Genomic DNA, 14,332 nt, shown 5'->3' with positions numbered 1-14,332 from the left:
TACAGTTACCGGAGGCAACTCCTGTGGCGGCGAGCGGGAATGCGGTACGGACGAAGCGCCCCGGCGCGATAGGCTCGGGGGACGACTTTTCGATGTTCAGGGACGATGTCTCTCAGGGATGATGTCTCGACGATGTCTCAGGGAGCGGTGCCAAGTGTCCGGTGGAGAGGTTGCCGGGGTCCTGGTGGCCGTCTTCTGGGCGATCCTGGTCTCCTTCCTCGCGGTGGCACTGGCGAGGCTGGCCCAGACGCTCAGGGCGACCACCAAGCTCGTCGCGGACGTGACCGAGCAGGCGGTGCCCCTCCTGGCGGACGCCTCATCCGCGGTGCGCTCCGCGCAGACGCAGATCGACCGCGTCGACGCCATCGCCACCGACGTCCAGGAGGTCACGTCGAACGCGTCGGCGCTGTCCACGACGGTCGCCTCCACCTTCGGCGGCCCGCTCGTCAAGGTGGCCGCGTTCGGTTACGGCGTGCGCCGTGCCATCAGCCGCAAGACCGGCCCCGAAGCGAACGAAATGCCCGCCAAGCCGCCCCGTCGTACCGTGATCGTGGGCCGCACGGTCCCGTCCGCACGCCGGAAGAAGCGGGACGACCGGAGTAAGAGGGACTGACGCAGCGATGTTCCGCCGTACGTTCTGGTTCACCGCGGGCGCAGCCGCCGGCGTATGGGCCACCACCAAGGTCAACCGCAAGCTCAAGAAGCTCACGCCCGAGAGCCTGGCCGCGCAGGCGGCGAACAAGGCGATCGAGGCGGGCCACAAGCTGAAGGACTTCGCGCTCGACGTCCGCGACGGCATGGCCCAGCGCGAGGCCGAACTGGGCGAGGCCCTCGGCCTGAACGACCACCCCGACGCCGCACTGCCTCCCGCGCGCCGCTTCGCGGTCATCCAGAACCGCAGCCCCGCCAAGCTCGACAAGAGCGACAGCACGAACAGCACCAACAGCACCGACAAGAAGACGAAGTACGTCGAGAACACGGCGTACTCGTACAACCGGAATGAGGACCACTGATGGAGTCGGCTGAAATCCGCCGCCGCTGGCTGAGCTTCTTCGAGGAGCGCGGGCACCCCGTCGTCCCTTCGGCGTCGCTCATCGCGGACGACCCGACTCTGCTCCTCGTCCCCGCGGGCATGGTGCCCTTCAAGCCCTACTTCCTCGGTGAGGTCAAGCCGCCCGCCCCGCGCGTCACCAGCGTGCAGAAGTGCGTGCGTACGCCCGACATCGAAGAGGTCGGCAAGACCACCCGCCACGGCACGTTCTTCCAGATGTGCGGCAACTTCTCCTTCGGGGACTACTTCAAGGAAGGCGCCATCCAGCTGGCCTGGGAGCTGCTCACCGGCTCCGTGGCCGACGGCGGCTTCGGCCTCGACCCCGAGCGCCTGTGGATCACGGTCTACCTCGACGACGACGAGGCCGAGCAGATCTGGCGCGAGAAGGTCGGCGTCCCGGCCGAGCGCATCCAGCGGCTCGGCAAGAAGGACAACTTCTGGTCCATGGGCGTCCCGGGCCCCTGCGGCCCCTGCTCCGAGATCAACTACGACCGCGGCCCCGAGTTCGGCGTCGAGGGCGGCCCGGCCGTCAACGACGAGCGGTACGTGGAGATCTGGAACCTGGTCTTCATGCAGTACGAGCGTGGCGCGGGCGACGGCAAGGAGGACTTCCCGATCCTCGGTGAGCTCCCGTCGAAGAACATCGACACGGGCCTCGGCCTTGAGCGCCTCGCGATGATCCTGCAGGACGTACAGAACATGTACGAGACCGACACCCTGCGCGTCGTCATGGACAAGGCCACCGAGCTGACCGGTGTGCGCTACGGCGCCGACCACGGCTCGGACGTCTCCCTGCGCGTGATCGCCGACCACGTCCGTACGTCCGCCATGCTCATCGGCGACGGTGTCACGCCCGGCAACGAGGGCCGCGGGTACGTCCTGCGCCGCATCATGCGCCGCGCCATCCGTAACATGCGCCTGCTCGGCGCCACGGGCTCGGTCATCAAGGACCTCGTCGACGTCGTGATCGACACGATGGGCCTCCAGTACCCCGAACTGATCACCGACCGCAAGCGCGTCGAGACCGTCGCCCTCGCCGAGGAGGCCGCCTTCCTCAAGGCCCTCAAGGGCGGCACGAACATCCTCGACACCGCCGTCACCGAGACCAAGGCCGCCGGCGGCCAGGTCCTCTCCGGCGACAAGGCGTTCCTGCTGCACGACACGTGGGGCTTCCCGATCGACCTCACCCTGGAGATGGCCGCCGAGCAGGGCCTCTCCGTGGACGAGGACGGCTTCCGCCGCCTGATGAAGGAGCAGCGCGACCGCGCCAAGGCCGACGCCAAGGCCAAGAAGACCGGCCACGCCGACCTGCACGCCTACCGCGAGATCGCCGACGCCGCCGGCGCCACCGACTTCACGGGCTACTCCCACACCGAGAACGAGGCCGTGATCGTCGGCCTCCTGGTCAACGGCGTCTCCTCGCCCGCCGCCACCGAGGGCGACGACGTCGAGATCGTCCTGGACCGCACCCCGTTCTACGCCGAGGGCGGCGGCCAGATCGGCGACACCGGCCGTATCCGCCTGGACAGCGGCGCCATCGTCGAGATCCGCGACGTGCAGAAGCCGGTCCCCGGCGTGCACGTCCACAAGGGCGTCGTCCAGGTCGGCGAGATCACGGTCGGCGCCCCGGTGTGGGCCTCGATCGACTCGCACCGCCGCCGGGCCATCGCCCGCGCCCACTCCGCCACGCACCTGACCCACCAGGCGCTGCGCGACGCGCTCGGCCCCACGGCCGCCCAGGCCGGTTCGGAGAACCAGCCCGGCCGCTTCCGCTTCGACTTCGGTTCGCCGTCCGCCGTGCCCACGGCCGTGATGACGGACGTCGAGCAGAAGATCAACGAGGTCCTCGCCCGCGAGCTGGACGTGCAGGCCGAGGTCATGTCGATCGACGACGCCAAGAAGCAGGGCGCCATCGCCGAGTTCGGCGAGAAGTACGGCGAGCGCGTGCGCGTCGTCACCATCGGCGACTTCTCCAAGGAGCTGTGCGGCGGTACGCACGTCCACAACACCGCCCAGCTCGGCCTGGTGAAGCTGCTCGGCGAGTCCTCCATCGGCTCCGGCGTGCGCCGCATCGAGGCCCTGGTCGGCGTCGACGCGTACAACTTCCTCGCCAAGGAGCACACGGTCGTCGCCCAGCTCCAGGAGCTGGTCAAGGGCCGCTCCGAGGAGCTGCCCGAGAAGATCTCCGGCATGCTCGCCAAGCTGAAGGACGCCGAGAAGGAGATCGAGAAGTTCCGCGCGGAGAAGGTCCTCGCGGCCGCCGCCGGTCTCGTGGAGTCCGCCAAGGACGTACGCGGTGTCGCCCTCGTCACCGGTCAGGTGCCGGACGGCACGGGCGCCGACGACCTGCGCAGGCTCGTCCTCGACGTACGCGGCCGCATTCCCGGTGACCGCCCGGCGGTCGTCGCGCTCTTCACCACCGCCAACGGCAAGCCGCTGACGGTCATCGCCACCAACGAGGCCGCGCGTGAGCGTGGCCTCAAGGCCGGCGACCTGGTCCGTACGGCCGCCAAGACCCTCGGTGGTGGCGGCGGCGGCAAGCCGGACGTCGCCCAGGGCGGCGGTCAGAACGCGGCCGCCATCGGCGACGCCATCGCCGCCGTCGAGCGCCTCGTCACCGAGACGGCCTGATGACCGAGCCTGTCCAGGGCATGCGCAGGGGGCGGCGTCTGGCCATCGATGTCGGTGACGCCCGGATCGGGGTCGCCTCGTGCGACCCCGACGGGATCCTCGCCACACCGGTGGAGACGGTGCCGGGGCGCGATGTCCCGGCCGCCCACCGCCGGTTGAAGCAGCTCGTCGAGGAGTACGAACCGATCGAGATCGTCGTCGGCCTCCCTCGCTCCCTCAACGGGCGCGAGGGCCCGGCGGCCGCGAAGATCCGGGCGTTCACACAGGAGTTCGCCCGCATGGTCGCCCCCGTCCCGCTGAGGCTCGTGGACGAGAGGATGACCACAGTGACGGCCAGTCAGGGCCTGCGCGCCTCCGGTGTGAAGTCCAAAAAGGGCAGGTCCGTCATCGATCAGGCGGCCGCTGTGATCATCCTCCAGCAGGCACTGGAGTCCGAACGGGCGTCAGGTAAAGCTCCGGGCGAGGGCGTCGAAGTGGTCATCTGATCGCGATACGGTAACGTTCCGCGCGATGCGGCGGTGTTCGAACAGCTGCCGCACAGCATCAAGAGGCGGAACGGTTGCCCGGCCATCCAGACGGCGGCCCCGCCTCGCGGCATGTAGGGGATCGATGACTGAGTATGGCCGGGGCCCAGGCTCCGAACCGTGGCATCCGGAGGACCCGTTGTACGGGGACGGCGGATGGGGAGGACAGCAGCCCGCGGGCGGCCAGTCCCCCTACGGCGGCCAGGGGCAGTACCACCCGCAGCAGCCGCACCAGCATCAGCAGCAGCACGAGCAGCCGCACCAGTCGTCGCAGTACGGCGGTGGGCAGTACGGCGGTGACTGGAGCACCGGGCAGCAGCAGTACGAGGGCGGCCCCGCGCAGGACTACAACGGCGGACCCGGTCAGGGGCAGGCTCAGGGGTACGAGGGTGACCCCGCCCAGCAGTACAACGGCGGCCCCGGCCAGGACCCCCACAACGGTGGCTGGGACACCGGGCAGCAGGGGCAGGCCCCGTACAGCGGCGACCCGATGGACCCCTACGGCGGCCGGCAGCCCGGCTACGGCCAGGAGAGCCCCGACTATTACGCCACGCCCGACGCCTACGCGCCGCCGGAGCCGCCGGGCCGCCGCCGGGCCCCCGCGGAGCCCGGGTCGGAGCAGGAGTCCGAGACCGACTGGGACCCGGGGCCCGACCAGGGCGAGCACGCCTTCTTCGCGGGCGACGACGATGACGACGACGAGCCCGGCCGCCGTGGTGGCCGCGGTGACCGGCGCGGGAGCCGCGGCGGCAAGAAGCCGAAGAAGCGCCGCAACGGCTGCGCCTGCCTGGTCGTCACGCTGGTCTTCGCGGGCGGCCTCGGCGGCGTCGGCTACTTCGGCTACCAGTTCTACCAGGAGCGTTTCGGCACGGCTCCGGACTACGCGGGCGGCGGTTCTGGAAGGGTCACCGTCGACATCCCCAAGGACGCCGGTGGCTACGAGATCGGCGCGAAGCTGAAGGAGGTCGGGGTCGTCAAGAGCGTCGACGCCTTCGTCTCCGCCCAGGGCAAACACCCCCAGGGGCAGTCCATTCAGGCGGGCGTCTACACGCTCAAGAAGAGGATGTCCGCGGCCAGCGCCGTGAAGCTGATGCTCAGCCCCGCGAGCCGCAGCAACCTCATCATTCCCGAGGGGCGCCGGAACAAGTGGGTCTACGGACAGATCGACGACCGCCTGGAATTGGCGAACGGCACCACGGAAAAGGTCGCCAAGAAGGAATGGCGGACCCTTGGTCTTCCTGCCTGGGCCAATACCAACAAGGACATCAAGGACCCGCTGGAAGGGTTCCTCTTCCCCGCCAGCTATCCCGTCGCCAAGGGCCAGAAGCCCGCGGACGTGCTGCGCAAGATGGTCGCCCAGGCCAATGAGAAGTACGAGAAACTCGACCTCAAGTCGAAGGCCGCCGAGCTGAATCTGAAGGACCCGCTGGAAGTCCTCACGGTGGCGAGCCTGGTCCAGGCGGAGGGCAAGCACAAGCACGACTTCGAGAAGGTCGCGACGGTCGTCTACAACCGTCTGAAGCCCAACAACACCGAAACATACGGCCTGTTGGACTTCGACTCCACGGTGAACTACCTCAAGGGCGAGTCCAAGCTCGGCACCGGCTCGGTCGACGCGCTGCGCAAGATCAAGGACCCGTACAACACCTACAAGATCAAGGGCCTGCCCCCCGGGCCGATCAGCAACCCCGGCGAGGTGGCGCTCAATTCCGCGCTCCACCCGGCCGAGGGGGATTGGTACTACTTCGTCTCGGTCAGCGAGGACAAGACCCTCTTCGCCGAGACCAACGAAGAGCAGAACCGAAACCGCGAGAAATACCTGAAGGGGCAATGAGCGCGCACCAGCGTCGAGCCGCAGTCCTCGGCTCCCCGATCGCCCACTCCCTCTCTCCGGTGCTGCACCGCGCCGCTTATGAGGAGCTGGGGCTGACCGACTGGACGTACGACCGTTTCGAGATCGACGAGGCGGCGCTGCCCGGATTCGTCGGGGGACTCGGCCCGGAATGGGCGGGGCTCTCGCTGACGATGCCGTTGAAGCGGGCGGTCATTCCGCTGCTCGACGAGATCAGCGGGACCGCCGCGTCCGTCGAGGCCGTGAACACGGTGGTGTTCACCGACGACGGCCGGAAGGTCGGTGACAACACCGACGTCCCGGGCATGGTCGCAGCCCTGCGCGAACGCGGCATCGAGCAGGTCGACTCCGCCGCGATCCTCGGCGCGGGCGCCACCGCCTCGTCGGCGCTCGCCGCCCTCGCGCGGATCTGCACGGGCGAGGTCGTCGCGTACGTACGGAGTGACACGCGCGCCGCCGAGATGCGGCAGTGGGGCGAGCGGCTCGACGTGGAGGTCAGGACCGAGGACTGGGAGGACGCCCGCGAGGCGCTGACCGCCCCGCTGGTGATCGCCACGACCCCGGCCGGCGCGACGGACACCCTCTCGTCCCTGGTGCCCGAGCGTCCGGCGACCCTCTTCGACGTGCTGTACGACCCGTGGCCCACCGTGCTCGCGGCCCGCTGGTCGGCGTACGGCGGGGCGGTCGTCAGCGGGCTCGACCTGCTCGTGCACCAGGCGGTGCTCCAGGTCGAGCAGATGACGGGCCGCGGCCCCGCGCCGCTGGACGCGATGCGCAAGGCGGGGGAGCACGCGCTCGCCGAGCGATAGCCCTGCCCCCCGCCCCCATCGATGCCGTGTCCGGGACGTGGGCACGGCGTCCGCCTGATGGACCGGGGGCCTGGGCCGCCCCGGGGACGTGGGAGGATCGGTGGATGGCGGGCCAGGGCCGCGCACCCGGCCGCGCCGTCGAAGACAGCAGTTCCAGGCGCGAGCATGAGGAGCACCGTTGAGCAGGTTGCGCTGGCTGACCGCGGGGGAGTCCCACGGACCCGCACTCGTCGCCACGCTGGAGGGACTTCCCGCCGGCGTGCCGATCACCACGGACATGGTGGCGGACCACCTGGCCCGGCGGCGGCTCGGCCATGGACGCGGCGCGCGCATGAAGTTCGAGCGCGACGAGGTCACCTTCCTCGGCGGCGTCCGGCACGGCCTGACCATGGGCTCGCCGGTGGCGGTCATGGTCGGCAACACCGAGTGGCCCAAGTGGGAGCAGGTCATGGCGGCCGACCCGGTCGACCCCGAGATCCTCGCCGACCTGGCCCGCAACGCCCCGCTGACCCGCCCGAGGCCCGGCCACGCCGACCTCGCGGGCATGCAGAAGTACGGCTTCGACGAGGCCCGGCCGATCCTGGAGCGCGCCTCCGCCCGCGAGACCGCGGCCCGCGTCGCGCTCGGCGCGGTCGCCCGCTCGTACCTCAAGGAGACAGCCGGGATCGAGATCGTCAGCCACGTCACCGAGCTGGCGGCGGCGAAGGCGCCCTACGGCGTCTACCCGACCCCCGCCGACGTCGAGAAGCTCGACGCCGACCCCGTGCGCTGCCTGGACGCCGACGCGTCGAAGGCGATGGTCGCCGAGATCGACCAGGCCCACAAGGACGGCGACACCCTGGGCGGCGTCGTCGAGGTGCTCGCGTACGGCGTCCCGGTCGGGCTCGGCTCGCACGTGCACTGGGACCGCCGGCTCGACGCGCGGCTCGCCGCCGCGCTCATGGGCATCCAGGCCATCAAGGGCGTCGAGGTCGGCGACGGCTTCGACCTCGCGCGCGTGCCGGGCTCCAAGGCGCACGACGAGATCGTCGCCACCGACGACGGCATCCGGCGCACCTCCGGCCGCTCCGGCGGCACCGAGGGCGGCCTGACCACCGGTGAGCTGCTCCGCGTACGCGCCGCCATGAAGCCCATCGCGACCGTGCCGCGCGCCCTCGCCACCATCGACGTGGCCACCGGCGAGGCCACCAAGGCGCACCACCAGCGCTCCGACGTGTGCGCCGTCCCGGCCGCCGGCATCGTCGCCGAGGCCATGGTCGCGCTCGTCCTCGCCGACGCGGTCGCCGAGAAGTTCGGCGGCGACAGCGTGCCCGAGACCCGGCGCAACGTCCGGTCCTACCTCGACAACCTCCAGATCCGGTGACCGGTCCGCAGATCGTCCTCGTCGGCCCGATGGGCGTGGGCAAGACGACGGTCGGTGAGCTGCTCGCCGACCGGCTCGGCACCGTCTTCCGGGACACCGACGCCGACATCGTCGCCGCCCAGGGCCGCGAGATCTCGGACATCTTCGTCGACGAGGGCGAGCCGTACTTCCGTGACCTGGAGCGGCAGGCCGTGCGCGCCGCCGTCGAGGAGCACAGCGGCGTCCTCGCGCTCGGCGGGGGCGCGATCCTCGACGAGTCGACGCGCGCGCTGCTCGCCCCGCACGCCGTCGTCTACCTCTCGATGGACGTCGAGGAGGCCGTCAAGCGCACCGGCCTCAACCAGGCGCGCCCGCTGCTCGCCGTCAACCCGCGCAAGCAGTGGCGCGAGCTGATGGACGCCCGCCGCCCTCTGTACGCCGAAGTCGCCCGCGCGGTCGTCGCCACCGACGGCCGCACCCCCGAAGAGGTCGCCCAGGCGGTCCTCGACGCACTGGAGTTGAAGGAAGCATGACGACGGAGCAGACCCCCACCCGTATCCACGTCGGCGGCACCGCCGGTACGGATCCGTACGAGGTCCTGGTCGGTCGGCGGCTCCTCGGCGAGCTGCCCGGCCTCATCGGCGACCAGGCCAAGCGCGTCGCCGTGATCCACCCCGAGGCGCTCGCCGACACCGGTGACGCGCTCCGCCAGGACCTCGCCGACCAGGGGTACGAGGCCGTCGCCATCCAGGTGCCCAACGCCGAGGAGGCCAAGACGGCGGAGGTCGCGGCGTACTGCTGGAAGGCGCTTGGCCAGTCCGGCTTCACGCGCAGCGACGTCATCGTCGGCGTCGGCGGCGGAGCCTCCACCGACCTCGCCGGGTTCGTGGCCGCGACCTGGCTGCGCGGGGTGCGGTGGATCGCCGTGCCGACCACGGTGCTCGGCATGGTGGACGCGGCGGTCGGCGGCAAGACCGGCATCAACACCGCCGAGGGCAAGAACCTCGTGGGCGCCTTCCACCCGCCCGCCGGGGTCCTCTGCGACCTGGCGGCGCTGGACTCGCTCCCCGTCAACGACTATGTCTCCGGGCTCGCGGAGGTCATCAAGGCCGGTTTCATCGCCGACCCGGCGATCCTGGAGCTCATCGAGGCGGACCCGCAGGCCGCTCGCACCCCCGCGGGGCCGCACACCGCCGAGCTGATCGAACGCTCCATCAGGGTCAAGGCGGAGGTCGTCTCCGGAGACCTCAAGGAGGCGGGCCTGCGGGAGATCCTCAACTACGGGCACACGCTCGCGCACGCCATCGAGAAGAACGAGCGCTACAAGTGGCGGCACGGGGCGGCCGTCTCCGTCGGCATGCTCTTCGCCGCCGAGCTCGGCCGCGTGGCGGGCCGGTTGGACGACGCGACGGCCGACCGGCACCGTACGGTCCTCGAATCGGTCGGGCTGCCGCTGACCTACCGCTACGACCAGTGGCCCAAGCTCCTGGAGACCATGAAGGTCGACAAGAAGTCCCGCGGTGACCTGCTGCGCTTCATCGTCCTGGACGGCCTCGGCAAGCCGACCGTCCTGGAGGGGCCCGACCCGGCGGTGCTGCTCGCCGCGTACGGCGAAGTGGGCCAGTAGTAACGGCCGCTCCTGGCCTCTGGTTCGGCCACGGGCACTTCGCGGTCTCCCCGGCCGTTCACACAACGGCGGCCGGGGACGGTACCGTTCGGTAACGGGCGGCCCGGCCGCCGCCCGACCAGCGTCAGTCGCACGAGACGGAGTGGCACCGGATGCAGCACGCAGTGGGGTCTCCGCTGCCGCCGCCCCATCAGCCGGGGCACGGACCGGCCACCGGCTGGTCCCCGGCCGCACATCACCCAACCACCCCGCCACCGAGCGCCGTCCCGCCGGGCACGCCGCAGCCCCCCGCACCGGACTCCGCGTGCGTCCCGGCCCCACATGCGCCGCAACCCCCGGGCCAGGCACCCCGCACCCCGCACGCGCCAGGCCAGGCACCGCCCGCATCGCACGCCCCCGGCCAGGCGTCGCAAGCCCCGCACGCCCCTGGACAGATGCCGCCCGCGTCGCACGCGCCTGGGCAGGCACCCAATGCTCCGCACCCCCCGGGTGGGGCGTCGCAAGCCCCGCATGCCCCTGGACAGATGCCGCCCGCGTCGCACGCGCCTGGGCAGGCACCACGCGCCCCGCACGCCCCTGGTCAGGCCCCGCCCGCCCCGCACGCCCCTGGTCAGGCCCCGCGCTCCCCGGCTCAGCCGTCTCGCTCACAGCAACCCCACGGGCAGCCTCCGCACGCCCAGGGTCAGACTCCCGCGACTCTTCAGCTCGGTGGGCACGGTCCCGGGTCCGTGCCTTCGCATCCGGACACCACCGGGCATATCCAGCTGCCGCCCGGTGGCCCCGTCGCGATGCCGAGCCCCCCGCCGGACACGGCGCAGGCCGACACCGGCGCCACGACGCTCGCCGTGCTGCTCATCGGCCCCGCGGGCGCGGGCAAGACGAGTGTCGCCAAGTTCTGGGCGGAGCACCGACGCGTGCCGACGGCCCACATCAGCCTCGACGACGTACGCGAATGGGTGCGCTCGGGGTTCGCCGACCCCCAGTCGGGCTGGAACGACCACTCGGAGGCGCAGTACCGCCTGGCCCGCCGCACCTGCGGCTTCGCCGCGCGGAACTTCCTGGCGAACGGAATATCCTGCATCCTCGACGACGCGGTCTTCCCCGACCGCCCGGTCGTGGGCCTCGGCGGCTGGAAGCGCCACGTGGGTCCCGGGCTGCTGCCGGTGGTTCTCCTCCCGGGCCTGGAGATCGTCCTGGAGCGCAACGCCGAGCGCACCGGCAACCGCCGCCTCACGGACGAGGAAGTGGCCCGCATCCACGGCCGCATGGCCGGCTGGTACGGCTCGGGCCTGCCCATCATCGACAACTCCCAGCTGGACGTCCCCGCCACGGCCCGCATCCTGGACGACGTCCTGGCCCGAGCCATCGCGAGCCCGCCGCAGTGGTAGCGACGGGGCCCGCCCGGGCTTCGTACTGAAGGCCGCCGCCCGGTCGGACGCGCTGACCGGGCCGGTTGCCGGCGGCACTCATAGGCTCGCCCCATGTCAGAGGTCTACGCGGTCCGCAGGGAGCGAGTGAGGGAGCGGTGTGCCGCGGGTGGGGGCGCGGCGGCGCTCATTTCCCGGCCCGCCAATGTCCGCTATCTCGCCGGAGCCGCACCGGAGGGCGCCGTGCTGCTGGTCGGCGAGGACGAGGACGTCCTGCTGTGCGGGCGCCCGCCCGGTGACCAGCCGGGCGAGGGGCGGCCCGACGAGGCGCTGCGAATGCGGCTGCTGCCCGCGCCGGGCGCCGATCCGGCCGTCGCCGGGGCCGGGCTCGCGACCGCCCGGGGGGCCGAGTCACTGGCCGTGGAGGAGCACCATCTGACGGTCGCCCGGCACCGGGCCCTCGGCTCGGTGGCGCCGCGGCTGCGCCTGGTGGACCTCGGCGGGGCGGTGGAGCAGCTGCGGTACGTCAAGGACGAGGAGGAGATCTCCTGTCTGCGGATCGCCGCGGAGATCGCCGATCAGGCGCTGGGGGAGCTGCTGGAGTCCATCCTGGTCGGGCGGACGGAGCGGCATCTCGCGCTGGAGCTGGAGCGGCGGCTCGTGGACCACGGCGCGGACGGGCCCGCCTTCCCGACCTCGGTCGGCACCGGGCCGAATTCCGGCAAGGGCGGTCATCGGCCCTCGGACCGACGGGTGGAGGAGGGGGATTTCCTCTCCGTGTGCCTGGGGGCGAGTTACCGCGGATACCGCTGCGAGATCGGGCGTACGTTCGTCATCGGGACCTCCCCCGCGGACTGGCAGATCGAGCTGTACGACCTCGTCTTCGCCGCTCAGCGGGCGGGCAGGGAGGCCCTCGTACCCGGTGCCGCGTGCCGCGACGTGGACCGCGCGGCACGCCACGTACTGGACTCCGCGGGCCATGCGGACGGGCTCTCTCCACTGACTGGACACGGCGTGGGGCTCGAAATCGACGAGGACCCGCAGTTGGCGCCCTCGGCCATGGGTAAACTGGACGCTTGCGTGCCGGTCACCGTCGAGCCGGGGGTTCACCTCCCCGGCCGGGGCGGTGTCCGGATCGATGACACGCTCGTCGTGCGCCCCGAGGCGGACGGCGGACCCGAGCTACTCACCATTACGACCAAGGAGCTGCTCGCGCTCTAGCGGCACCAGCCGCGGCGCGTGCCCCGGCGTCGTCCACGTCAGTCCAGGAGATTCCGCAACCGTGGCTTCCACGAACGACCTCAAGAACGGCCTGGTGCTCAAGCTCGAAGGCGGCCAGCTCTGGTCCGTCGTCGAGTTCCAGCACGTCAAGCCCGGCAAGGGCCCGGCCTTCGTGCGCACCAAGCTCAAGAACGTGCTCTCCGGCAAGGTCGTCGACAAGACGTTCAACGCCGGCGTCAAGGTCGAGACGGCCACGATTGACAAGCGCGACATGCAGTTCTCCTACATGGACGGCGACTACTTCGTCTTCATGGACATGGAGACGTACGACCAGCTGCACGTCGACCGCAAGGCCGTCGGCGACGCCGCCAACTTCCTGATCGAGGGCTTCACCGCCACGGTCGCGCAGCACGAGGGCTCGGTGCTCTTCGTCGAGCTGCCCGCCGCCGTCGAGCTCGTCATCCAGGAGACCGAGCCCGGCGTCCAGGGCGACCGCTCCACCGGTGGCACCAAGCCCGCCACGCTGGAGACCGGTCACCAGATCCAGGTGCCGCTCTTCATCACCACCGGCGAGAAGATCAAGGTCGACACCCGCACCAGCGACTACCTCGGCCGGGTGAACAGCTAACCGTGGCTGCTCGTAATACGGCCCGCAAGCGCGCCTTCCAGATCCTCTTCGAGGCGGACCAGCGCGGAACGGACGTCCTGACGGTCCTCGCCGACTGGGTGCGCCACTCGCGGTCCGACACCCGGCAGCCGCCGGTGAGCGAGTACACGATGGAGCTCGTCGAGGGGTACGCGCAGCATGAGCGCCGCATCGACGAACTCATCTCGCAGTACGCCGTCGGATGGACCCTGGACCGCATGCCGGTCGTCGACCGGAACATCCTGCGGCTCGGCGCCTACGAACTGGTCTGGGTCGACGGGACGCCCGACGCGGTGGTCATCGACGAGGCGGTCCAGATCGCCAAGGAGTTCTCCACCGACGAGTCGCCGGCTTTCGTCAACGGCCTGCTCGGACGCTTCAAGGACCTGAAGCCGTCCCTGCGCCGGGACGAGGAGTAAGGCGTCTCCCACGTCACCCACAGGGCCCGCAGCAATCCGCTGCGGGCCCTGGCGGTTGTGCAAAGCAGAAACCGCCGCCGGTGGCCGCGGCCTTTCGGCTGCGGCCACCGGCGGCGGCACGTTTCTGCTGGACTGTTCCGCGGTGGGATCAGACCTCTTCGTGGGCGACGGCGCGGCGCGCGTCCGCGTCCAGGACGCCCCAGCTGATGAGCTGCTCGGTCAGGACCGAGGGGGACTGGTCGTAGATGACGGCGAGGGTGCGCAGGTCGTCCTGGCGGATCGAGAGCACCTTGCCGTTGTAGTCACCGCGCTGCGACTGGATCGTGGCGGCATACCGCTGGAGCGGACCCGCCTTCTCGGCCGGCACATGGGCGAGGCGCTCCAGGTCGAGGACGAGCTTCGGCGGCGGCTCGGCGGCGCCACCGGGAGCCGTACCAGGAAGAAGCTCCTGCACGGGGACGCCGTAGAAGTCCGCCAGCTCGGCGAGGCGCTGTACGGTCACGGCACGGTCGCCGCGCTCGTACGACCCCACTACGACCGCCTTCCAGCGTCCCTGGGACTTCTCCTCGACGCCGTGGAGGGAAAGGCCCTGCTGGGTGCGGATCGCACGGAGCTTGGCCCCGAGCTGCTTGGCGTATTCGCTGGACATATAGCTCCCCGGACGCTGCGACAATCATGCGGCTCCGCCGCGTGGCTGGTAACTCACTGTGAGGTTACGCAGCGTTACTTGCCTGCGTCAAGCCGAATGGTCCGTACCGCCCCTTCGGTGGAGGCCGATGACGTGTTCGGGCACCAATGCTGGTACTGTGGCTGGCGCAATTTCGACGTCCTTTAAGGTCCGTC

The 14,332-nt window shown here is 70.9% G+C and carries 14 protein-coding genes; 13 read left to right on the top strand and 1 reads right to left on the bottom strand.

Features of this window, described 5'->3' with window-relative positions; all coding sequences use genetic code 11:
- The first annotated feature begins 154 nt into the window (after window positions 1-154).
- From ACWDZ7_RS16630 to nusB, 13 genes are all read left to right on the top strand, one after another.
- On the top strand, window positions 155-613 hold the full coding sequence (locus ACWDZ7_RS16630; protein WP_451797605.1) for a DUF948 domain-containing protein: 459 nt from the start codon (window positions 155-157) through the stop codon (window positions 611-613).
- 7 nt (window positions 614-620) lie between these two features.
- A complete protein-coding gene (locus tag ACWDZ7_RS16625; protein ID WP_451797603.1) occupies window positions 621-1,013 on the top strand; it encodes a DUF6167 family protein in 393 nt (130 codons plus the stop codon).
- Window positions 1,013-3,682: an alanine--tRNA ligase gene (alaS, locus tag ACWDZ7_RS16620; RefSeq protein WP_451797602.1), complete on the top strand. Its 2,670-nt coding sequence runs from the start codon at window positions 1,013-1,015 to the stop codon at window positions 3,680-3,682. Before ACWDZ7_RS16625 ends, alaS begins: the two co-directional genes overlap by 1 nt.
- 20 nt (window positions 3,683-3,702) lie before the next feature.
- Complete coding sequence (gene ruvX, locus ACWDZ7_RS16615) at window positions 3,703-4,167, top strand: Holliday junction resolvase RuvX (protein WP_451797790.1); 465 nt, start codon at window positions 3,703-3,705, stop codon at window positions 4,165-4,167.
- Between the two features lie 124 nt (window positions 4,168-4,291).
- Entirely contained in the window at window positions 4,292-6,040 is a 1,749-nt protein-coding gene (gene mltG, locus ACWDZ7_RS16610) for an endolytic transglycosylase MltG (protein ID WP_451797600.1), read from the top strand.
- A complete protein-coding gene (locus ACWDZ7_RS16605; RefSeq protein WP_451797599.1) occupies window positions 6,037-6,867 on the top strand; it encodes a shikimate dehydrogenase in 831 nt (276 codons plus the stop codon). The genes mltG and ACWDZ7_RS16605 overlap by 4 nt, the downstream gene beginning before the upstream one ends.
- A gap of 178 nt (window positions 6,868-7,045) precedes the next feature.
- Window positions 7,046-8,230, top strand: a complete 1,185-nt coding sequence (aroC, locus tag ACWDZ7_RS16600; protein ID WP_451519537.1) for a chorismate synthase — start codon at window positions 7,046-7,048, stop codon at window positions 8,228-8,230.
- Complete coding sequence (locus tag ACWDZ7_RS16595) at window positions 8,227-8,742, top strand: shikimate kinase (RefSeq protein ID WP_451797598.1); 516 nt, start codon at window positions 8,227-8,229, stop codon at window positions 8,740-8,742. The genes aroC and ACWDZ7_RS16595 overlap by 4 nt, the downstream gene beginning before the upstream one ends.
- Window positions 8,739-9,836 carry a 3-dehydroquinate synthase gene (aroB, locus tag ACWDZ7_RS16590; RefSeq protein ID WP_451797597.1) on the top strand — a complete coding sequence of 366 codons (1,098 nt, stop codon included), beginning with the start codon at window positions 8,739-8,741 and terminating at the stop codon, window positions 9,834-9,836. The genes ACWDZ7_RS16595 and aroB overlap by 4 nt, the downstream gene beginning before the upstream one ends.
- 434 nt (window positions 9,837-10,270) lie before the next feature.
- Window positions 10,271-11,224, top strand: a complete 954-nt coding sequence (locus ACWDZ7_RS16585; protein WP_451797595.1) for an AAA family ATPase — start codon at window positions 10,271-10,273, stop codon at window positions 11,222-11,224.
- A 93-nt stretch (window positions 11,225-11,317) separates the two neighbouring features.
- The gene (locus ACWDZ7_RS16580; RefSeq protein ID WP_451797594.1) at window positions 11,318-12,424 is read left to right on the top strand and encodes an aminopeptidase P family protein; all 1,107 of its coding nucleotides are present in this window, start codon (window positions 11,318-11,320) and stop codon (window positions 12,422-12,424) included.
- 61 nt (window positions 12,425-12,485) lie between these two features.
- On the top strand, window positions 12,486-13,052 hold the full coding sequence (gene efp, locus ACWDZ7_RS16575; protein WP_451519541.1) for an elongation factor P: 567 nt from the start codon (window positions 12,486-12,488) through the stop codon (window positions 13,050-13,052).
- 2 nt (window positions 13,053-13,054) lie between these two features.
- Window positions 13,055-13,489, top strand: coding sequence for a transcription antitermination factor NusB (gene nusB, locus ACWDZ7_RS16570; protein ID WP_451797593.1), 435 nt, complete (start codon window positions 13,055-13,057; stop codon window positions 13,487-13,489).
- Between the two features lie 148 nt (window positions 13,490-13,637).
- On the opposite strand, the gene bldD is transcribed toward nusB, so the two are convergent.
- Window positions 13,638-14,138, bottom strand: a complete 501-nt coding sequence (gene bldD / locus ACWDZ7_RS16565; protein ID WP_055698930.1) for a transcriptional regulator BldD — start codon at window positions 14,136-14,138, stop codon at window positions 13,638-13,640.
- Window positions 14,139-14,332: the final 194 nt, after the last annotated feature.

It is taken from the genome of Streptomyces sp. NPDC003032 (assembly GCF_053591415.1).
Note: the sequence above shows the minus strand (reverse complement) of the source record. Positions and strands in the feature narration are given on the sequence as shown.